Origin of the sequence: Pantoea allii (assembly GCF_046529425.1) — a bacterium.
Taxonomy (GTDB): domain Bacteria; phylum Pseudomonadota; class Gammaproteobacteria; order Enterobacterales; family Enterobacteriaceae; genus Pantoea; species Pantoea allii.
Genome location: NZ_CP125960.1, coordinates 103,128 through 121,518, shown reverse-complemented (window position 1 = coordinate 121,518; position 18,391 = coordinate 103,128). Strand labels below are relative to the sequence as shown.

Annotated in this window: 23 protein-coding genes and 1 pseudogene; 17 read left to right on the top strand and 7 right to left on the bottom strand. The window is 58.4% G+C overall.

All coding sequences use genetic code 11. The annotated features are described in order from the left end of the window. Positions 1-11: 11 nt before the first annotated feature. The 4 genes and pseudogenes from QNH99_RS23225 to umuD form a co-directional block, all read right to left on the bottom strand. Positions 12-2,129, bottom strand: a complete 2,118-nt coding sequence (locus QNH99_RS23225; RefSeq protein ID WP_014606796.1) for a tyrosine-type recombinase/integrase — start codon at positions 2,127-2,129, stop codon at positions 12-14. A 1-nt stretch (position 2,130) separates the two neighbouring features. After that, positions 2,131-3,114, bottom strand: coding sequence for a tyrosine-type recombinase/integrase (locus tag QNH99_RS23220; RefSeq protein ID WP_014594566.1), 984 nt, complete (start codon positions 3,112-3,114; stop codon positions 2,131-2,133). Positions 3,115-3,187: 73 nt separating this feature from the next. Continuing rightward, positions 3,188-3,415, bottom strand: a pseudogene (locus tag QNH99_RS23215) (DNA polymerase V subunit UmuC); the annotation flags it as partial. An 8-nt stretch (positions 3,416-3,423) separates the two neighbouring features. Then, on the bottom strand, positions 3,424-3,873 hold the full coding sequence (umuD, locus tag QNH99_RS23210) for a translesion error-prone DNA polymerase V autoproteolytic subunit (protein ID WP_226375916.1): 450 nt from the start codon (positions 3,871-3,873) through the stop codon (positions 3,424-3,426). 423 nt (positions 3,874-4,296) lie between these two features. On the opposite strand from umuD, the gene QNH99_RS23205 reads away from it, so the two are divergent. Continuing rightward, entirely contained in the window at positions 4,297-4,539 is a 243-nt protein-coding gene (locus QNH99_RS23205) for an XRE family transcriptional regulator (RefSeq protein WP_410517809.1), read from the top strand. A gap of 335 nt (positions 4,540-4,874) precedes the next feature. Here the strand turns inward: QNH99_RS23205 and QNH99_RS23200 are convergent, their stop codons facing one another. Both QNH99_RS23200 and QNH99_RS23195 read right to left on the bottom strand, forming a co-directional pair. Beyond that, positions 4,875-5,201 carry a hypothetical protein gene (locus QNH99_RS23200; RefSeq protein WP_410517807.1) on the bottom strand — a complete coding sequence of 109 codons (327 nt, stop codon included), beginning with the start codon at positions 5,199-5,201 and terminating at the stop codon, positions 4,875-4,877. Continuing rightward, positions 5,194-6,738: a methyl-accepting chemotaxis protein gene (locus QNH99_RS23195; RefSeq protein WP_410517805.1), complete on the bottom strand. Its 1,545-nt coding sequence runs from the start codon at positions 6,736-6,738 to the stop codon at positions 5,194-5,196. Before QNH99_RS23195 ends, QNH99_RS23200 begins: the two co-directional genes overlap by 8 nt. Before the next feature lie 409 nt (positions 6,739-7,147). Here QNH99_RS23195 and QNH99_RS23190 point away from each other — a divergent pair, with 409 nt between their 5' ends. The 8 genes from QNH99_RS23190 to QNH99_RS23155 all read left to right on the top strand — a co-directional run bounded on the left by QNH99_RS23190 (position 7,148) and on the right by QNH99_RS23155 (position 11,720). Continuing rightward, entirely contained in the window at positions 7,148-8,065 is a 918-nt protein-coding gene (locus QNH99_RS23190; protein ID WP_410517874.1) for a DUF1281 domain-containing protein, read from the top strand. Positions 8,066-8,101: 36 nt separating this feature from the next. Continuing rightward, positions 8,102-8,341 (top strand): hypothetical protein, encoded by a 240-nt coding sequence (locus QNH99_RS23185; protein ID WP_410517803.1) that lies wholly within the window; start codon positions 8,102-8,104, stop codon positions 8,339-8,341. After that, the gene (locus QNH99_RS23180) at positions 8,338-8,676 is read left to right on the top strand and encodes a hypothetical protein (RefSeq protein WP_410517802.1); all 339 of its coding nucleotides are present in this window, start codon (positions 8,338-8,340) and stop codon (positions 8,674-8,676) included. Before QNH99_RS23185 ends, QNH99_RS23180 begins: the two co-directional genes overlap by 4 nt. A gap of 328 nt (positions 8,677-9,004) precedes the next feature. After that, positions 9,005-9,649 (top strand): DNA methyltransferase, encoded by a 645-nt coding sequence (locus tag QNH99_RS23175; protein ID WP_410517801.1) that lies wholly within the window; start codon positions 9,005-9,007, stop codon positions 9,647-9,649. 35 nt (positions 9,650-9,684) lie between these two features. Beyond that, the gene (locus tag QNH99_RS23170; protein WP_024471696.1) at positions 9,685-9,915 is read left to right on the top strand and encodes a hypothetical protein; all 231 of its coding nucleotides are present in this window, start codon (positions 9,685-9,687) and stop codon (positions 9,913-9,915) included. A 451-nt stretch (positions 9,916-10,366) separates the two neighbouring features. After that, positions 10,367-10,804, top strand: coding sequence for an antirestriction protein (locus tag QNH99_RS23165; protein ID WP_410517800.1), 438 nt, complete (start codon positions 10,367-10,369; stop codon positions 10,802-10,804). Between the two features lie 43 nt (positions 10,805-10,847). Next, positions 10,848-11,270, top strand: a complete 423-nt coding sequence (locus tag QNH99_RS23160; protein WP_410517799.1) for a DUF1380 family protein — start codon at positions 10,848-10,850, stop codon at positions 11,268-11,270. 54 nt (positions 11,271-11,324) lie between these two features. Continuing rightward, positions 11,325-11,720, top strand: coding sequence for a DUF1380 family protein (locus QNH99_RS23155; RefSeq protein ID WP_410517798.1), 396 nt, complete (start codon positions 11,325-11,327; stop codon positions 11,718-11,720). A gap of 140 nt (positions 11,721-11,860) precedes the next feature. Here the strand turns inward: QNH99_RS23155 and QNH99_RS23150 are convergent, their stop codons facing one another. Further along, positions 11,861-12,196 (bottom strand): nuclear transport factor 2 family protein, encoded by a 336-nt coding sequence (locus tag QNH99_RS23150; RefSeq protein ID WP_410517797.1) that lies wholly within the window; start codon positions 12,194-12,196, stop codon positions 11,861-11,863. Between the two features lie 639 nt (positions 12,197-12,835). On the opposite strand from QNH99_RS23150, the gene QNH99_RS23145 reads away from it, so the two are divergent. The 8 genes from QNH99_RS23145 to QNH99_RS23110 all read left to right on the top strand — a co-directional run bounded on the left by QNH99_RS23145 (position 12,836) and on the right by QNH99_RS23110 (position 18,359). Next, positions 12,836-13,090 carry a DUF905 family protein gene (locus tag QNH99_RS23145; RefSeq protein ID WP_410517796.1) on the top strand — a complete coding sequence of 85 codons (255 nt, stop codon included), beginning with the start codon at positions 12,836-12,838 and terminating at the stop codon, positions 13,088-13,090. Positions 13,091-13,156: 66 nt separating this feature from the next. Beyond that, the gene (locus QNH99_RS23140) at positions 13,157-13,744 is read left to right on the top strand and encodes a hypothetical protein (RefSeq protein ID WP_410517795.1); all 588 of its coding nucleotides are present in this window, start codon (positions 13,157-13,159) and stop codon (positions 13,742-13,744) included. A gap of 56 nt (positions 13,745-13,800) precedes the next feature. Continuing rightward, complete coding sequence (locus tag QNH99_RS23135) at positions 13,801-14,121, top strand: hypothetical protein (RefSeq protein WP_410517794.1); 321 nt, start codon at positions 13,801-13,803, stop codon at positions 14,119-14,121. A 73-nt stretch (positions 14,122-14,194) separates the two neighbouring features. Then, the gene (locus tag QNH99_RS23130) at positions 14,195-14,515 is read left to right on the top strand and encodes a hypothetical protein (protein ID WP_088900973.1); all 321 of its coding nucleotides are present in this window, start codon (positions 14,195-14,197) and stop codon (positions 14,513-14,515) included. A gap of 64 nt (positions 14,516-14,579) precedes the next feature. Next, positions 14,580-14,924, top strand: a complete 345-nt coding sequence (locus QNH99_RS23125) for a hypothetical protein (protein ID WP_024471706.1) — start codon at positions 14,580-14,582, stop codon at positions 14,922-14,924. Then, positions 14,917-15,231 carry a helix-turn-helix domain-containing protein gene (locus tag QNH99_RS23120; RefSeq protein ID WP_410517793.1) on the top strand — a complete coding sequence of 105 codons (315 nt, stop codon included), beginning with the start codon at positions 14,917-14,919 and terminating at the stop codon, positions 15,229-15,231. The genes QNH99_RS23125 and QNH99_RS23120 overlap by 8 nt, the downstream gene beginning before the upstream one ends. A gap of 808 nt (positions 15,232-16,039) precedes the next feature. Then, positions 16,040-16,273, top strand: a complete 234-nt coding sequence (locus QNH99_RS23115) for a DUF905 domain-containing protein (protein ID WP_410517791.1) — start codon at positions 16,040-16,042, stop codon at positions 16,271-16,273. Positions 16,274-16,343: 70 nt separating this feature from the next. Next, a complete protein-coding gene (locus tag QNH99_RS23110) occupies positions 16,344-18,359 on the top strand; it encodes a ParB/RepB/Spo0J family partition protein (protein WP_410517790.1) in 2,016 nt (671 codons plus the stop codon). Positions 18,360-18,391 lie beyond the last annotated feature (32 nt).

The window sequence follows — 18,391 nt, the reverse complement described above, 5'->3', positions numbered from 1 at the left end:
CATTTGAGCACTCAGGATTTTGGGCCCAATTTTGTAAGAGCCTGCTCAACCTTTTCAGCATCCTGCTCCAGTACGGCTTTCTCATCGGGAGTGAGCGGGACCTCTTCGAGATAACGCCGGATGGATGCTTTACTCTCCAGAATAAGCCCGCGCGCGCTGTCCTTCAGCAGGTTAAAATCGCAGCCGATGCAGGCCATCCGGTGCGGGCAGCTGCTCCAGAACGGATTTGTGCAGTATGAATCACCTAAATCATAATACGTTGCAGGTCCGGTCAGGCTGGCGGCGTCAGGGTCGCGATCAATCAGTACGCTGATCATGTGCGCGACTCTGTCTGCTTTTACAAACGAGGCGGCCAGCTGTGTCGGGCGGATACGGAGATAATGCATGGTGGACTGGGGCGTTGAGTGACCAGCCCACTGCATCAGTTCATACAGTGACATGCCCTGCGGTACGCTGGCCAGTGCGGTCACGGCTGAGGCGCGTCCCCGATGGCTGGTTATCACTCCGCCGCTGTCTTCAGAAGGAACGCCCGCTCTTGCGCAGAGCATCGGTATCACCGTGCGGTTGAGGATAGCGCTGCCGGCAGGCTTCCCCCGGTACTGAAACAGCAGCCGGACCTTCTCACCGGTCCGCTCATCAGCCAGCATGGCCTGTTCTGCCGGGCGTTCGGCCAGCCAGATGTCGACATATTTTTTTACCACTGTCGCCACGGGTTTAACAAAGGCTTTTGATGTTTTTCCGGCGGGGACATGCAGGTAACAAAGGGTTCCGGCCGGGATGACGCTGCCGTCATCTTTCGTTATTTCATCTGCCTGCGGCGCGATGCAACCGGTAGTCAGGCGGAGCAGCTCATTTTTCCTCAGCCCCGCATGGGTCCAGATGACGGCCATCGCCTGCAGCATGGCCAGCGGATAATGTATTTCAGTAAGCAGGTCTTCCTGACGCAGATTGAGGCTGGCCCAGATGAGCTTGAGCCAGACCGGATCGTCGATAACACGGGGATTGACGTCGCGCCGAAACAGGGTGGTATCCGGTGTGGAAAGATGACGGGCAGGGCTGAAGCGCAGGCGACCCCAGCCCCAGTTTTCGTAGTCGACCATAAAACGGCGCAGTGAGTAGATAAAATGCGCCCTTGAATGCGGCATCATAGGCTCACCGGATCGCACCGATTTTCGGGTGCCCCTTTCCGTGCCCAACTGTAGCTCATCCACGTTCATCCGGCCGACCGCAGCGATAAAGCTGGCGCAGATTTCCATGCTCCAGTCTGACGGTTCACGCACCTCCGGATGCGCCTTTGCCAGCCAGAGGCCGCAGCGCAGTATAAAACTGTACTGGCCTTCACGGGTGCGAGGCCTCAGCACAGACGTTTCCCGCCAGCGCCGGCACCACCTGACCCAGGCCGGATCGATCCCGTCTACGGGTTTTTCATACCATCGGGTATAATTACGCATCCTCATCGGGGCGCTGAAGATGCCCAGCGCAGCAAGGCCGTGTGAAATCCGGCCAATGTACCGGGATGTCCCGCTATCTGTGTTGTTCTGGGCTTCCCACAGCAGTTCAGGCGTAAAGGTTTCAAGACGGGGATCTCTGTTCATGACCATCAGCGTGGCCAGTATGCCCGACAGATGCGTGACCTGACTACCCGCAGCATAGCCCAGCGATTTCAGGGTTTCAGTCAGGCGGTGAAGCTCCCGGAAGTAAATAGCCTGACCAAAAATGGCACAGGTATACAGGGCAGGTTTTCTGATGTCTGGCAGGCTGAGGGGATCATACCGTCCGGCGAAATGCCATGCAAAGGCGGCCATCAGCGGCCGTCCTTTTCCGTCCGTCCGGCTGAATGTCTGCCAGCGTTCCTGCGGCCATCGCCAGTACGGTATACCCGAAAGGTGCATCTCACGCAGGAGGTCCAGTATTATCAGGTCAGCAACCTCGCGGCTGCATCCGCTTTCTGCTGCGATGTCTTTCAGCGGCCTGATAAACTCAGGAGCAGGTTTCATCCGCAGCAGCCTGCCCCGGCTGTGAGAGGTGGCCAGTGCGGCCTTTTCAGGCTCAGTCAGTAAAGCATCAAGCCTGTAAGCGGAGAGATCGAAGGGAAGCCACACATTCTCAGGCTGTTCAGACGCTGCCATATTATTCCTCCGTGCCGAAAATGAGGTTCGCCATCCTGATATCTGCCGTTTCAATTGCTCCTGCCATCCGGGCGGCAAGATCCCTGCCGGAAAGGTGAATATAAATCTGAGTGGTGCGCGGATCACGGTGACCTGCGTAGGTGGCAAGTTCGTGCAGTTTCCAGCCCGCACGGGCCAGATGCGTCAACCGCAGGTGGCGGAAAGTATGGGTTGAAATGTCGGGCAGCCCTGACTCAAGCGCCCATTTCCGTACCGTTTTGCTCCAGCTCCAGTAAGAGAGCGGTGCCCCCTGATTACGATCGGACTCAGAGCGGAACAGGGCTCCTTTTACCATCCCCGACAGCTTCATCTGTAAAAGATGAGCCGCCAGCACCGGCGTCAGGGCGGGACTGTAACAGACGATCCGTTCATGACGGTTCTTGGTGGTTTCAGCCCGGACGCGGATGAGGCGGTGGGCAAAGTCAAGGTCATCAGTACTCAGCGCGGTGACTTCCGATCGTCGCAGCGCACCGCAGTAGGTTAACGCCAGCATCAGCCGGTCACGAAGCGGAGAATCCGCGGCATGAGCCTGAAAAAGCTGCCACTGTGCATCGTCAGGAATACGCGGCAGCTTTACGATACGGGGAACCAGCCCCCGTGCGGAACACAGCATGCCCGGCGTGCCGGAACGGGGCAGCGGATTTACCTTACACAGGTCAAGATACATCAGGAAGTCGTACCAGAGACGGACAGCCGACAGGCGCAGCTGGAGCGTGGCGCTTGCGGCCGGGAAAGGCATACCGGGTAACTGAGGACGGATGTAGGCAGCCATGTCATCAAACCTGACCTTTTCAGGTTCAATCCTGTTCCGGCTGCAGAACGCAAAATAATGACAGAGGGCTGCGCGGTAGGCGGTCAGGGTGGCGGGTGCCCGCCCCAGGTCGGACAGCAGCTTCAGCCAGCGTTCCGCCAGTAAAATGGCACTGTTGTTTAGTGGAGTCGTCATTGCGTTTACCTCTGAGGTCAGCGTTGCTGTTCAAAGTCTATACGATCAATGTTGCATTCCACTTAACTTACTATAGAGCATAATTTGAGCTGAAGACATGCACTTTCTCAGGGAAGTCCTGTGTTTTAATCTGAAACCACGGAATTCCCATTTTTATGCCCAGGAGTTTGGCTGCTTTGCTTCTTGCGATTACACAGCCGTCGTTGTTCGAAAGGACGACGACGGGCTTTCCCCGTAAGTCAGGCCTGAACAGGGCCTCACAGGACGCGTAGAAACTGTTGACGTCAGCCAGACCAAACATCGGCATGGTTACCTCCGGCGCGCCTCAGTATTGTGGAAAAACCAGGTGACCACGCCCAGCAGGTGCAGCTCCTCCGGGTATATCACCGGATAGGCGGGGTTCATCGGGCGCAGCGCAATCTGTGGGTGCAGCTGCAGGCGCTTGACGGTGAACTCCCCGCCGACCTCCGCGATGACGATATCACCGTGTGTGGCTTCTTTCGCACGATCAACGACCATCACGTCCCCGTCGTACAGTCCGAGGTCTTCCATGCTGCTGCCGCTGGCGCGCACAAAAAACGTGGCGGCCCGGTGGGTGATGCAGAGCTCGTTCAGGTCCAGTTCGCTTTCGACATAATCGGTGGCAGGGGAGGGGAAGCCGGCCGCGCAGCGTTCCACAAACAGCGGGATGCGCATGACGGGACGGATGTCGGCAGGCCTGAATAGCGTCAGCCCGCCCTGAGAGGATGTCGCTTTCATGGCGCCGCTCTCCGGACTGAATGGCCTGAGGCCGGGGCGGTTGTGAGTGAGTCTGACATAGTAAATTTCCTCCCTAAATAACACTGTATATAAAAACAGTATTATTGAGCCGGAGAAACATGGCAAGAGGAACGAGCCGGAGCACTGGTGAGGAAGTACTTATCTTACTGAGCAGGCTAATTATTTTTTTGTCGGGCAGTTTCAGTCAGGGGAGCGCGTAAGCAGTCTTTGCTGGCATAAGCGAAATGACGCTTCCCCGACACGGCTGTTCGTTCCTCGCTCCGCTGCGGTATGCCTCAGCCTGGCTTGCGGCGAGCGTGGCCACCTCACGTTTTAAGGGCGGGAATATCACGTTTTATAACGTTGAACGGGCGGGGTGTGTATTTTATGCTCGGGTGAAAGTTACGGACAAAGGAAGGTCTTATGGGTGAGCAGGAATCGGTGGGCCGTTTTCTGGCGGCGCTGCTGGCCGAATACAACATGAGTGTGGACAAATTCTGCCGGCGTTCCCGGCTGCGGGAGCATGAGGTGCGCCTCATTCTGCGGGATATACAGACAGTGACGCCGGCGCTGGCGGAAAAGCTGGGACGGGTGTTTTACTCTCCCGGCTTCTGGATGGTCCGCCAGGCGATGTCTGAGCTGAAAAAACTCAGTGAGGACAGCTGAAAAAGGCCCGGCATGCCGGGCTAAATACATCAAATAAATGCCATCTTCAGACTGACACGTCGGTGTGCAGCGACATAAAGCGTAGTCACTTTTCCCTGTATGTCTGTAAGCAGACTGTTTCACTTTGTGTGCAGGTATAAGGCATTTGCGTAGAAGCGGGAGGGATCGTGTGGCCGGCCGGAACTGGCGTTTTTTCCCCTGATGAAGCGTGGTGCCCATAAAAAAGCCCGCCGGTTTAGTCACGGCGGGCGCGCCATCAGGCGCTGAGTAAATTTATGACAACGAATGCAACACAGCCGCTATACAGTAATCCCGGGATCTGTTACAGGCAATTGTCAGGTGTGGTCAGATTTTATCGCGGCCTGCCGCTCCAGACACCGCATAAAGTTCTCAATGATGCCTACGGCGTGCGTCATGGCCAGCAGCTCTGCCGTGAGCCGCACATCAGTACGCAGCAGCGTCTCCGTGACGCCGGGCTCACTGAGTACCGGCGTCATTTTTTTGACCCGGTCCATCAGATGCGCCCAGTTGTTGACGAAGGTGTCCGGTTCAGCATAGGTTCCGTCCCTCAGCTGCGTGTAAATCGCGTCGACATCCGCTTTCATCATCCTGACGGCCGTTATCAGTCTTTCCTCATGAGAAGGTTGGTTTTCATCAGACACGAAACGCCTCCACCATCCCCCTCAGCGCGTGGGCCTGCTCAGACAACGACTGTGAAGCCGACGACGACTCCTCAACCAGTGCCGCATTGTTCTGCGTCACGCCGTCCATCTGACTCACGGCCACGCTGACCTGTGAAATGCCCTGCATCTGCTCTGATGACGCGATGGAAATAGTGTCCATCGCCTCCGCCAGCTCGCCGACCAGTCCGACCACTTTCCTGATGCTGTCCCCGGTGGACGCGGCAACGGTGACGCCGCTTTCAATCTGCTCCACGGCCTGCTCTATCAGCGCCTTGATGTCCTTCGCAGCCGTCGCGCTGCGCTGTGCCAGCGTGCGTACCTCACCGGCGACCACGGCGAAGCCGCGTCCTTCTTCACCTGCCCGGGCCGCTTCCACCGCAGCGTTCAGCGCCAGGATATTGGTCTGGAACGCGATTCCTTCAATCACGGCGGTGATGTCGCGCACCTTCGTTGCGCTGACCGAGATATCCTGCATGGTCACTGACATGCGCTCAACGTCTGAACCGCCGGCGTGAGCCAGGTGTGCCGTGCTGCGCGCAGACTCCGCGGTCTGCTGCGCACCGGCCGTGTTACTTTTCACCGTGGCGGTCAGCTGCTCCATGCTGGCGGCCGTTTCCTGCAGCGCGGCGGCCTGCTCCTCTGTCCGGGACGACAGTTCGGTGTTGCCCTGCGCAATTTCGTCGGCGGCCAGCGCCACGGACGAGGCGGTATCCTTTATCTGCGTCACCAGGCCGCGCAGGCTGGCCTGCATGGTACCGAGGGAGGCAAGCAGGCTGGTTGTGTCGTTTTTGCGGAGCGTGACCGGCGTGGTCAGGTCACCGGCTGCGATGGTGGCGGCCAGCGCCTGTGCCTGTGCGGGTTCGCCGCCCAGCTGGCGCATCAGTATCCGGATGACCACAAAGCAGGCTCCCGCCGCCACAAGGACGGAGGCGCCCGTCAGCAGCATCAGGATGAGCGAGGCGTGCGCGGTTGCGGTGCTGTTCTGCTCCACTGCGGCCTCGCTGTTGTACTTCTGTACCTCGGTCATATCTTTCAGGGCTGCGAGGAGCTTACCCTGAACCGGGCGTACCTCTTTAACAAGATAATCCGTTGCCTGCTGGTCAAGGTTGGCCAGTCCGAGCTGGAGGGATTTATCCAGGACAGCAAAGGTCGGGCCCTCCGCGTCGGTGATGCGTCTGAAGACTTCACGTCCGGCCGGGGTTGAGTCGGTCTTCATGATGTCGGCCAGGGCCTGGCGGTTGGCAATAAACAGGGCTTTCTGTTTGTTGATGCGCTCAACTTCTGGCTTCATCAGCGCCGGGTCACTGAACAGGGTAACGTTCCTGACCGCAATCCCGATATCTCTGATCTCCCCGAACATCTCCTGAGCGAGCTGGTATTTCTTCATTTTGATGTTGACGGTGTCGTCCATGCCCTCACGGGCATGGTGAAGCGCCCGTAGTGCCGTGCCGGTGCACAGCGTAAGCAGGACAATGAGCAGGCCGAAACCTGCGATAAGGCGGGTGGAAATTTTCATAAACGTTCTCTTTTTTAAGTTTTTTCTGCTGTGTTTGCGTCTGCTGACGACAGGTTACTATCGGCATGCGTTATCACTTGTTCTATGTCTTTATTGGCAAATATTTCTTATCACTTGACGGCCTTTCATCACCGTCTCCTGCGGACGTCGCTGCGCTCCGCTTTTAACCGGCGTGGCGGCTTCGCCTGACGCCGGACTTCACCGCCTCCTCTGACGCATTTCTCTCTGTCTCTCTTTTTCAGGGCCTGCACCGTGCCTTCACGTTAGCCGGGCCGCTGCGCAGTCAAGTGACGCTGGCGCTCGTCCTGCTCACCCGTTCCCCGCCGTGCGCGGGACATTCAGTCCGCTCCGGCGGCGCGTGCGGCACGGCGCAGGTGAGGCCGTGCAACCACTGACTGAGGAGCAAATCATGCCGAACTGGTGTGCAAACAGGCTGCGTGTGACCGGCCTGGCGGAGAACGTGAGTAAGGTGCGGGCGCTGATGCAGGGAGAGGTGCGTCCTCTCTACGCGCGGGCAGAGGGGCAAGGCATCCAGCTGTTTCTGGCGGGCTGTGCCGGGCTGCTGCGTCCGGTAGCGGACGAGACGTATGCGCCGTATCCGGCGCTGACGGCGGCGGGGCAGGGAAAACATACACCGGAAAACGCCGCATTTACAGCGTGGCTCACGCAGCTGCGTGACGGTGTGAACCTGACGGAGAAAAACTGCGACCGACTGCACGACCTGTGGCTGGCCACCGGACTCAGCAGCCGGACGTGGGACACGCTGGACAGTGATGTGCAGGCGGCGATGGGCGACATCTGGCGGAAAAAGCACTTTGACTGGGCGGGCCTGAGCGGGACGGGCCTCAGCGAATGCTGGAACCGTATATGCAGTGATGACGGTGAAGGCACAGCGGAATTCGACATGCGCCTGCTGCTTCCGACGCGCCTCGACGTGGAAATCAACGGCTTTAACGGCGGGTTGCTGGCCGGTGTGCCGGGTGGTTACGAATTCTACATCGCCCGGTACGGTGTGAAGTGGCCCTGCGGTTACGCGCTGGAGATGAATGACGGCGGGCCGGAGTTTCTGGAGGTGGACTTTGACACACCCTGGTCTCCCCCGGAGGGCCGCGTATTTGCTGCCCTCAGTGAGCGGTTCGGCGTGGCCATTGAGCACTGGTACGCCGAAAGCGGCTGCGACTTCTGCGGCTACGACGCGTATGCCGGAGGGTTACTGACAGACAGCATGAGCAGTTCGCTGGAGTGGAGTGAAGAGGACGAGGACGGTTTCGCCTGCGTAACCGGTCCGGACTGGATTGTGAACAACGTCGGGCATTACGGCGGCTGAAAGGAGGCGGCGGGGGAAACCCCGCCGGACAATGACATGAGAGATATGACGGTACGTGAATTTAAGGTGCGCCTCGATGCCATCGGGGATGACGAACTGTGCTGCGGAACCTTCTGGCTGGCAGACGATTTCCTCAGCATTGATCCGACGCTGACACGAGAGGAAATCGCGTCGGCAATGGAGACTGCCGAAGACAACCACGACGCCAGCGAGGGGTTCAACTGGTGGCATCTCGTATGGGCCATCAGCGAAATGAAACAGGGCGGTGACGTATGAATATCTGGCTTGTCAGCTGGCAGACAGACGCAGGCAGCAACACTCATGACTATCACGCCTTGCTGAAGGGTGCCGACTGTGCGCTCGCAGAGGCAGCCTGTGAGCGCATGGGGGCCACATGGTGGCCAGACGAGCAGCCGGTCAGCTCAGAAGGCTGCTACTGGCAGTTTACGCGCGGGCAGGTCTGGCTGAAGAGTCTTTTCCTGCTCGATGGCCAGCAGGGTAAAACCCTCAGCGACCTGGGCGTCTTCGATGAGTGGACAATCAGCGGTACGCCAGATGCACCTGTGATCTGTGATAACGGTGGCAGCCGCTGGGAAGACCACCGGAACTGACCCTTTCACCCCGATGCCGCCCCGACCGGCGGCATCACCTTCAGACAACCATGAGTAAGTCGCTTCGCTCCGCTTTTATGCCGCTTCCCGTCCTCCAGCCGGAAACCGGCAGAGGCAAAGTGCCGTGCCCTCACTGTAGCCGGGCTGCTTCTCAAACAAGCGAAGCTGACGCCGGTCTGCTCACCCGTTCCCCGCCGTGCGCGGGACATTCAGTCCGCTCCGGCGGCGCGTGCGGCTTCGCGACCGCGCTTGTTTGCTCAGCCGGTCGCCCGGCTGGGTGATGGTCACGGCACCACAGGGGTGCCCCCTGAGACTGAGGAGCAGAACTATGTCCCGATTCATGCGTGGCGACAGCGTACAGGTAATGGCCGGCTTTCCGGATAACAGCATTGATTTCATTCTCACCGATCCGCCGTATCTCGTCGGCTTTAAGGACCGGTCCGGCCGTTCGATCGCCAACGACGTTAACGATGAGTGGGTGCTGCCGGCGAGCCAGCAGATGTTCCGCGTACTCAAAAACAACAGCCTGGCGGTGAGTTTTTACGGCTGGAACCGCGTGGACATTTTTATGCAGGCCTGGAAGGCGGCGGGCTTCCGCGTCGTAGGGCACCTCGTTTTCACTAAAACCTACGCCTCGAAATCGGCCTTTGTCGGGTATCAGCACGAGAGCGCCTATCTGCTGGCCAAAGGACGCCCGCCGCTGCCGGCAAACCCGCTGCCCGACGTGATGCCCTGGCAGTACACGGGCAACCGCCACCATCCGACGGAAAAGCCGGTAAGCGTGCTACAGCCGCTCATCGAAACCTTTACGAAGCCCGGCGATCTGGTCCTGGACCCCTTTGCCGGCTCAGGCTCGACCTGCGTCGCCGCGGATCAGAGCGGGCGACGCTGGATTGGTATCGAACTGCTGGAGCAGTACCACGCCGCCGGCCTGCGTCGTCTCGGCGAACTGCGCGCCGCCCGGGCCGCCTGATTTATTCCCCTTAACCAGACCAGAAGGACAGCACCATGACAGACCAGACAGTGAATACGGAACTGACTCAGCTCACCGACGACGTGAACGACCTGGAGGAATCGCTTTACGAGTTTCATCTGAGGCTGCGTGACATGGTAAAGCGCAACCTGTACCGCGGCGCCTCGCCGGCGCAGAAAATGGCGGGCGTCCTGATTGAGGACATGGATTTGCAGCTCCTTGAGCTTTACCGGCGGGCCGCCCTGATGCGCAAGCACCTGAACTGACATGTCGGAGTGGTCATTTAGTGACCACTCCTTTTTACATCGCGGATACTGCCGCCGCTGCGATTTTATCCACAGGGTTACGGACCGGATATGCACCCGGGCTGTGGACAACAGGGAATGAGGATGTTGCTGCGCGCCGCTTTATGCCGCCTGACGGCGGGACAGGGCAGAAAACCCGGTCCGTGCGGTCTGCGGCCGGTGCCGTGCCTTCACTTTAGCCCGACCGCCTCGTGGTAAAGCGCGCCTCCTCCCCCGTTCGCACTCCCTCCGCCGCGCTTACTTCCGTCGCGCTTCCGCTCAGTTTTCGCGTCAGCGCCGTGCGTAATCACGTCTCCGCTCGCTTGCGCTGCGGCCTCGTCGTCGCGCTTGACCACTCCGGCTTTTCGTCGGGCTGTCATTCAGGCACGGCACAGGCCGGAACTGTAATCCCCTTTGACTGCGGAGATATCTGATGAACACACAATTCCACGTTTACCCGCCAGCGTCTGTCCTGGCAGATTTTGTGAACCTGCGTTTTCTGCCTTCCCTGTTTGGCCATGACTACGCGCAGGCTGAAAACAACGTTTACCTCTATGCCAGCCGCTATCTGGCCAACTATGACGGCACGGTGTGGGGCTTCGTACAACTGCCAGGCGGCGGGGGCTACATGAAGCCCGAAGGGGAGGAACGCTACATGTATTCAAACCCTTACCACTGGACGGAACTGGAAATCAGCGCCGACGCAGCGGGGATCATCATCACGGCGCTGGTACTCAACCACCGTAGCTGGCTCTACGACCGTCACGACGATGAGGAACTGTGCGCGCACTTATGCCAGCGCCACCGCCAGCTGATGGAGTTTGTGAAAACCCATCCCGAAGCCGCCGCCATTTTCTGCGCCCTGAACTGATAACCAACGGGGCGGCGGGGCCGCCCCCACAGAGGAAAACACCATGTACGGAACCGTTAACGAAATCTGTGAGCAACTGCGCCTGCGCTACAAATCCGACGAACTCATGACGCTGATTATCTGGACGAAAGAGGACGTACGGGACGTGCTGGATAGCGCACAGATCACCGACGAAACCGCCGACGAAATTTTGCAGCAAATCGACGGGATCAGCGATCAGCACGAATATGGCGTGAGCCTGGAAACGCTCCAGGCGGTACTGGATAACATCCGTGAGGAAGAGAGGCAGGCCCGCGAAGTGACGGTGCCCGCCGCCGCGCTCGAAATTGCGCTCAGGGTGGCGTGGGATTTTATGCGCCTTAAGGACGCACAGAGCGGCGAGGGGGCGGCCGCGCGGCTGTATCCGCACGAAACACAGGCGCTTTTTCATGTCAGTGCCGCGCTGAGAGCGCAGGCAGACAAATAACAACCCAGTGACCGCACGGGGGCGGCCGCGCCGCCCCCGATAAGGAGCCAGAAAATGTACGGAACCGTCAGCCAGCTTTGCCACCGCCTGAAAACCGAATTTCAGGGCGAGGAAAAAATCACGCTCATCATCTGGCGTAAAGAGGATGTGATGAAGGTACTCAGCGAGGAGCACATCACGGAGGAAACCGCCGCCGAAATCGTGTGTGACCTCTCGACATGGGACAGGGATGCACAGCACGAAGCCGGCGTGGGCGCTGAAACCGTCCGGTTTATCGCCAGTGCCGTCCGGCACGCCGCCGCTCGGCGTAACCGGCTGGTGACCGTTTCTGCCAGCGACCTGGAAATCCTGGCTGAAGCGGCGGGCCGGCTGCTTGAAACCGGCGGAGATGATGATCCGCGCGCCATTGAAGACGCGCTCAGTCGTGCCTGGGAGGCCATTAACCCGTAAACGCGGGGAGCAGGGCAGGGAAGCCCGCCGCCCTTTCCGGCCCGGGCGAAAACCCCGCCGCCTGCGGCGGCAGTACGGCAGAAGACGCGCCTGGCGGCGCGCTTCCCGCCGTACAGCTGATTCCGGCAGCGTGCAGGGCATCAGGGAAAATAGAACCAGGCCGTTGAGATGAGGCCATCGTTAATTTCAAAAACGGCAATGCTTTCAAGCGGAGAGGGTGACAGGCCGTGAATAAATTCATGATCGAAAACTTTATTACCCAGCACCGTTCTGGAAATCAGTTCCGCCCGGAGGGCGGGATTGTTGAAGCGGTTGTTGATGTAGAAATCACGCAGCGCCTGTTTTCCCCGTGTTGAGGGCGTTTCAGCAGGCATACGGTAGCCCTTAAAATCATCAGCAAAGCAGGCCATGAAAGCGTCGATATCATGCGCATTGTACGCCTCAAACTGAGCAGCAACGGGACGGGTGACTGACATGCCGGACCTCTCTTTATTGAATTAATATGCTTTTTATTAGCATTAATATTCACTAGGGGCGGGCATTTAACAACACCTTTTTCAGTCCACCTGAGTTTAAAAGCAAAAGGTCCTTTACCCCGGGCGTCCGGGCGGCTGTCATGCTTCGCACAGAGCCGGCAGGCCGTCTCTGCCCGGGACCGGCCCCGTTCCGGTTCCGGTCCAGCGGGTTTCCATCCTGACGCAACGGCTGCAACCGGCTGTCGCCGGTGCTCTAACCGCCCCGGCAAAAAGCCGCCGTGGCTCTGTGGCCAGCCCGCGTGGCGGGCTGCAAATCCCCCTCCTGACGCCTTTCCCGCTGTTCCGGCCGTGCCTTGCGCGGAGGGCCTGTCGTAGCACCGCCGGTTCGGGCAGAAAGGGGTGAAATGTACGCCGCCAAAAACTTTTCGCCAGGGGCCGCAAAAACTTTTTGTCGTCGCCCCTTTATGCCCTCTCTTCGTCGTCGCAACTCTGCCCTTCGCCGCGAAAGGCCAGACCGGAAAAGAAAAAATCCGCGTCAGAGGAAGTCTTTTTTCGGCCCGTCTCCGGTCGGCTGCTCTGCCAGCGCTTCAGGAAACGGAATCTTTCAAGCAGAGAAAAGGAGTCTTGCCTGTGATCACGATGAAATCTCCCTACCGCGCAAAATCGGGTCAGAAACCGTCTGTCGGACTGCCGCGCGGCCCCCTGAACCGCCAGACCGCCAGCGCAATGGTGAATGAATACCGCAACGTCTTCATCGAAGACGGGAAGGGCGCACGCTTCCGGCTGGTGATCCGCGATGCGCGGGGCGGTCTTGTCTGGCAGGCATGGAACGACGAAGCCAACGCCGGATTAGCTTTTGCAACGTACATCAGCGAATACGGCGTCAGGCGCTGAAAAACAGGCGTGACAGCGCAGCCACGCTGTCACGCCAGCTCACCATCATTAATCAGGAGAACAACCATGTCAGATAACAAAACCGGCGCAAAATGCCTGCCCACTGCATCCACATCACTGCCGCTGGTAACACAGGCCGATATAGCCCTTGTCATGGGCGCGTACTGTGTTATTCAGCTTGATAACGGCGATGAGGCTTTTTATCACCATGGCCACTATGTCGCCGGAACCGATGCATCCTGTAATGACCCTTCTGTTATGGATATCGCCCGCCACGCAGCCCGCGCAGGGGGGAAGTCTTTATCTTGTTTTCAACTGCCCGTTCCCGACGCGGATGACTGGTGCTGGGGTGATATTGAGGAAAAGCTGGCACGTTGTGCCATGACCGAAGACATGCGCGGTTCAGTCATAGTGACGGGTTCTTTGACCAGACCAGGGGGCAAAGGCATTCACTTTTGCTCTCATCCCCTCCTGAGTGGCATTAACGGCGATTTATGGTTTCCGGTCGCAGAAGGTGAAGACTGGTTTGCGGCTGTTGAGCGGGTTCTGATTATGAATGGTCTGGCCGTAAATCTTACTGCTTTGGTGCATCTGCGTGACTGCCGGGATTTCACCGACTGGAAAGCCACTTATAACCGCAAAGTTGTTATCTGAAATAACGCGGCCGGACACGTCCGGCCTGTGCTCAAAACAAGAGCGAGGAACGTCCGATGCTTAACATTTCAAACCCGGAGAATCATGCGATGACAACGGCCGCAGCCATGACGTTTGCCGATTTATCCTGCCTGGCGGAACAGGTGACCGATTGTCTGCCGTTCGATGCGGACAACGCCAGCCGCGCAGGCGCTGCCGCAGCGGCGCTGACTGCGTTCGCACGCTATACGGGGCTGAATAGCGACTGCGAGCCTGCCGAAACCGTTATTGTCGATTTCCTGGCTGACCTGATGCACCTGTGTGATGAAACCGGCATACCATTCTGCGAAATGCTCCTTTCGGCCAGCCGTCACTGGCAGGATGAACAGGACGCGTAACGCACCCGCCTGCACGGGTCATGCAACGGCGTGACAGGTGTGGCTTTACCCGTATTTCCGGAGACTGGCGATCATGATCACATCACTGAGCTACACAGAACAACGATTCAAGGAAATTAAGGCATGTCTCAGTTTACTGCGCGAGCTGGTAAACCAGCCGGATGAAGAAGACCGGGAGGAATTGATTCAGGGCACGCTGTGGCGTTTAGCCAGTGAGATCACCGGAACCGTGACGGACTGGACACTGGCCCGGCCCAGGCTGCCCCTTTCTTCCGTCCAGGCGTGGTCAGAGGCGCGAAGACTTGTGCTCACCGAGGCGGATGACCTCGCGTTATATCTCTGGCAGTCAGCAAAAAATGAACTCAGAACCCAGCTCAGTGAGAGTTATGCATAACGAATGTGTTGAACTGTCCCCAATATGGGGATATACTATCCCTTAGTTGGGGACAGGTAAAATTATGCAAGCGACATTCATCGAACTTACCAGCTTTCAGAAGTACCGCGCTGACTATCTTGACGATGATCAGTTTCGTGTCTTCCAGAACATGTTGCTGGCCAACCCTGAAAAGGGCGACATCATCCCCGATACGGGCGGACTCCGTAAAGTCCGCTTCCGGGACGAGCGCAGGAATAAAGGCACCCGGGGCGGGATCAGGGTTATCTATTACTGGACGGACGAAAAAGGCCAGTTCATCCTGTTCACCATCTACGATAAAGACCAGCGTGACGATTTGACCAAACAGCAGCGTGATGCTCTGGCAGACGCGCTGAATGTGATTAAGAAGGGGCTGAGACATGACTAAACGCGATATTTTCAGTGAACTCATGACAGGGATGCAGGAGCTTAAAGACCATCAGGACGGCAAGATTACGCTCAAATCCTACAAGGCGACCCGACGCGAGGCAGCCACGATAGCGCCGCAGGAGCTGCGCGACGTGCGCGAAAAACTGAATCTGTCTCAGGCGGTTTTCGCCCATTACCTTCATACGGGCGAAACCACTTACCAGAACTGGGAGCAGGGCAGGGCAAAGCCCAACGCGCAGGCGGTTTTGCTGATCCGTATGGTGCAGCAGAATCCTGAAACCCTCCAGACACTGGCACGGCTCTGATCCCCATACTTCCGGACGGTACAGCCGAAAGACCGCGCGACATGGCGCGGTTTTTTTTTGCCTTACGCGGCCAACCTGACCCCGCAAAAAAGGCTGCCCTGCGGGCCGGAATAAGCCGGTGCTGACGCACCGGCCTTATCCGTTCAGCTGCTCATGTCGTCAGTTTTATGACGGGGTTCTGTTTTACCTGTCTTCCGCTTCCTGCGTTTCCTTCTCTTTAACTGATTTAAAAGCCACTTCACGGGCAGGGCCATGGCCCCCTTCGGCTCCTGCCCTGGCGGGCAGTCGTCAGCCTCACTCCGCTAAGGCGGCAGAGCCGCCAAGCTCCGCCGAACCCGCAGGCGGGTTCGTGTAGAGTCTGATGGCGAAGGTCAACGTCAACGTCTGCAACCGGCTGTCGCCGGTGCTCTAACCGCCCCGGCAAAAAGCCGCCGTGGCTCTGTGGCCAGCCCGCGTGGCGGGCTGCAAATCCCCCTCCTGACGCCTTTCCCGCTGTTCCGGCCGTGCCTTGCGCGGAGGGCCTGTCGTAGCACCGCCGGTTCGGGCAGAAAGGGGTGAAATGTACGCCGCCAAAAACTTTTCGCCAGGGGCCGCAAAAACTTTTTGTCGTCGCCCCTTTATGCCCTCTCTTCGTCGTCGCAACTCTGCCCTTCGCCGCGAAAGGCCAGACCGGAAAAGAAAAAATCCGCGTCAGAGGAAGTCTTTTTTCGGCCCGTCTCCGGTCGGCTGGCAGTCAGCACCCGTCAGGAAGGGGAGATGACCCCGATTCAGCGGGAACATTACAGGGATTCAGACAGAGGGGGTTTTAGTGAAAGAGTCAGAAGTTTTCCGCCTGCCGGACGACACCTTTACGCGTGAGGAAGCGAAGGCAGTCGCAGCGCAGTACACCAACGTCGCCATCGAGGACGATCAGGTTACGCACTTTCGCCTGGTCGTGCGTAAAGACGGTCAGGTGGCCTGGCGCGCGTGGAATTTTGAGTCAAATGCGGGTTACTGGCTCAACCGTTATATCGGTGAGTACGGAATCCGAAAAACGCAGTAAGCCGTGAAAAGGTGCCCTGACGGAGCAGCCACTCCGCAGGGCGAGACAGTCATTAATTGGAGAACTAACGATGTCAGCCACAGAGTCTAAATCAAAAGCAGTAAAAAAAACCAGCGCTAAAAACGTCTCCGCAAAGCAGCAGGCAGCGGTAAAAGCTGCATTGGAAGCCGCCCCGGTCGAACTCGCGCCGCTGTCGGCGTTCGTGGTGTCGCCGCTTAATGCGCGCACCATTCCCTACTCATCTGAAAGCGTTGAGAGCCTGGCGGCGACCATCAAGTCGGTCGGCCTCTTGCAGAATCTGGTCGCCCACGCACTGCCGGACGGAAAAATGGCGGTGGCCGCAGGCGGTAAGCGCCTCAGCGCACTGAATCTGTTGTGCTCACAGCAGTTTCTGAATGCGGATTATCCGGTGCCGTTCAAGCGCGTGTCTGAAGACATTGCGGCGCTCGTGTCCTATATCGAAAACGCCCAGCGCAGCGACATGCATGCGGCGGAACAAATCGCCAGCTTTGGCACTCAGGCGGAGCAGGGGAAAACAGCCGAGCAGATTGGCATCGATATGGGCTACAGCACCCGCCACGTTCAGCGAATGCTTAAACTCACCAACCTCGCCCCGTCTCTGCTTAAGCTACTGGCAGACGATCACGTCACGGTTGAGCAGTGCCAGGCGCTCTGCCTGGAAGACAATCAGGAACGTCAGGTCAGGGTGTATGAGGAGGCAAAATCACGCTGGCACATTGCATCAGCGAACGTAATCAGGAATCTCATTACCGATAAAGAAGTTCCGGTCAGTGATTACCGTTTCAGATTCATAGGCCGAGATGCCTACGAGGCAGCAGGCGGCGTCGTGCGCGAAGACCTGTTCTCTCAACAGGAAGAGGCGGGTACGGCTGACGCTGTGCTGCTCGAAACGCTGGTCGAACAGAAACTGGGGATTCTGGCACAGGAGATTCAGGCGCAGGAAGGCTGGAAGTGGAGCCTGGGGCGGCTGAATATTGTCTACCGCTACAGAGATGCGGAAGAATATCGCCTGACGGATGAGCCGGATCCGGTTTACAACGGCGACGAAGAACAGCAACTCTCTGCGCTGTATGAAAAAGGGGATGCCTGTGCGGAAAACGGCGACGATGATGGCTACAGCGCCGTCGAGAAGGAGTGGGAAGCGCTTGAGCAGGCCGCACAGCTACGCGCATGGACGCCGGAAACCCGCGCCATATCGGGCGTGGTGGTGGGGTTTGACAATACCGGTGACCTCTGTGTACAGCGCGGCGTGATCCGCCTTGCCGATCTGGTGACTGACGAAAATGGCGGTTCGCAGGTATCCGGTGCCGGTAAATCTGAAGACAAGACGTCTACGGACGTCGCTGAAGGTATCAGCCTGCCACTACTGACCAAAATGTCCTCTGAGCGCACTCTCGCTGTGCAGGCCGCGCTGATGCAGCAGTCTGAAAAAGCGGTGGCCCTGCTGACCTGGCAACTTTGCCGGAGCGTCTTAAGGTGCGATCACTACAGCTACAACCCGTTCCGTATCAGTCTGACTGCCTCCCATTCCACGCTGACGGGCAATGCACCATCGGGCAAAGATGGGGCCGCCTTTCTGGCGCTCACGGCGGAGCGCAAAAGGCTGCAAGCGCTGTTACCGGCGGGCTGGGGAAAAGACTTCACCACGTTTTTTACCCTGAGCGGGGAAACACTCTTGGCCCTGATGACTTTTTGTGTCGCCTGTTCGGTGGACGGCGTCCAGACCCGCGAATGTGGCCACACTTCGCGCAGTTCGCTTATCGAGCTTGAGAGCGCCCTGGGTTTCAACATGCGCGACTGGTGGCACCCCACTAAAACCGGATTTTTCGGTGACCTCAGACACGCACAAATCATCGATGTCCTTAACAACGCCGGTTTCACGGGCGCGGCGCGGGATGCGGAAAAGATGAAGAAAGGCGACGCCGCTGAACTGGCTGAAGACAAAATGCGCAACACGCGCTGGGTGCCTGGCTGGATGAAAGGACCGGAGCCGGAAAAGGCCACTGATGACACTGCCAGCCAGAGCGACAGCGACAACCACACCGATTCCGCTCAAGCTGCCTGATAAGGAGTGCGGCCCTTCGGGGCCGCCTGGAG

Excerpts from the sequence above, each read along its gene's own strand:
- QNH99_RS23185 (WP_410517803.1), top strand. The coding sequence starts at position 8,102 with ATGAGAGATATGACGGTACGTGAATTTAAGGTGCGCCTCGATGCCATC.
- QNH99_RS23160 (WP_410517799.1), top strand. The coding sequence starts at position 10,848 with ATGTACGGAACCGTTAACGAAATCTGTGAGCAACTGCGCCTGCGCTAC.
- QNH99_RS23175 (WP_410517801.1), top strand. The coding sequence starts at position 9,005 with ATGTCCCGATTCATGCGTGGCGACAGCGTACAGGTAATGGCCGGCTTT.
- QNH99_RS23145 (WP_410517796.1), top strand. The coding sequence starts at position 12,836 with ATGAAATCTCCCTACCGCGCAAAATCGGGTCAGAAACCGTCTGTCGGA.
- umuD (WP_226375916.1), bottom strand. The coding sequence starts at position 3,873 with ATGAAAGCGACATCCTCTCAGGGCGGGCTGACGCTATTCAGGCCTGCC.
- QNH99_RS23180 (WP_410517802.1), top strand. The coding sequence starts at position 8,338 with ATGAATATCTGGCTTGTCAGCTGGCAGACAGACGCAGGCAGCAACACT.
- QNH99_RS23150 (WP_410517797.1), bottom strand. The coding sequence starts at position 12,196 with ATGTCAGTCACCCGTCCCGTTGCTGCTCAGTTTGAGGCGTACAATGCG.
- QNH99_RS23165 (WP_410517800.1), top strand. The coding sequence starts at position 10,367 with ATGAACACACAATTCCACGTTTACCCGCCAGCGTCTGTCCTGGCAGAT.
- QNH99_RS23170 (WP_024471696.1), top strand. The coding sequence starts at position 9,685 with ATGACAGACCAGACAGTGAATACGGAACTGACTCAGCTCACCGACGAC.
- QNH99_RS23135 (WP_410517794.1), top strand. The coding sequence starts at position 13,801 with ATGCTTAACATTTCAAACCCGGAGAATCATGCGATGACAACGGCCGCA.
- QNH99_RS23205 (WP_410517809.1), top strand. The coding sequence starts at position 4,297 with ATGGGTGAGCAGGAATCGGTGGGCCGTTTTCTGGCGGCGCTGCTGGCC.
- QNH99_RS23140 (WP_410517795.1), top strand. The coding sequence starts at position 13,157 with ATGTCAGATAACAAAACCGGCGCAAAATGCCTGCCCACTGCATCCACA.
- QNH99_RS23225 (WP_014606796.1), bottom strand. The coding sequence starts at position 2,129 with ATGGCAGCGTCTGAACAGCCTGAGAATGTGTGGCTTCCCTTCGATCTC.
- QNH99_RS23125 (WP_024471706.1), top strand. The coding sequence starts at position 14,580 with ATGCAAGCGACATTCATCGAACTTACCAGCTTTCAGAAGTACCGCGCT.
- QNH99_RS23110 (WP_410517790.1), top strand. The coding sequence starts at position 16,344 with ATGTCAGCCACAGAGTCTAAATCAAAAGCAGTAAAAAAAACCAGCGCT.
- QNH99_RS23130 (WP_088900973.1), top strand. The coding sequence starts at position 14,195 with ATGATCACATCACTGAGCTACACAGAACAACGATTCAAGGAAATTAAG.
- QNH99_RS23190 (WP_410517874.1), top strand. The coding sequence starts at position 7,148 with ATGCCGAACTGGTGTGCAAACAGGCTGCGTGTGACCGGCCTGGCGGAG.
- QNH99_RS23195 (WP_410517805.1), bottom strand. The coding sequence starts at position 6,738 with ATGAAAATTTCCACCCGCCTTATCGCAGGTTTCGGCCTGCTCATTGTC.
- QNH99_RS23155 (WP_410517798.1), top strand. The coding sequence starts at position 11,325 with ATGTACGGAACCGTCAGCCAGCTTTGCCACCGCCTGAAAACCGAATTT.
- QNH99_RS23120 (WP_410517793.1), top strand. The coding sequence starts at position 14,917 with ATGACTAAACGCGATATTTTCAGTGAACTCATGACAGGGATGCAGGAG.
- QNH99_RS23220 (WP_014594566.1), bottom strand. The coding sequence starts at position 3,114 with ATGACGACTCCACTAAACAACAGTGCCATTTTACTGGCGGAACGCTGG.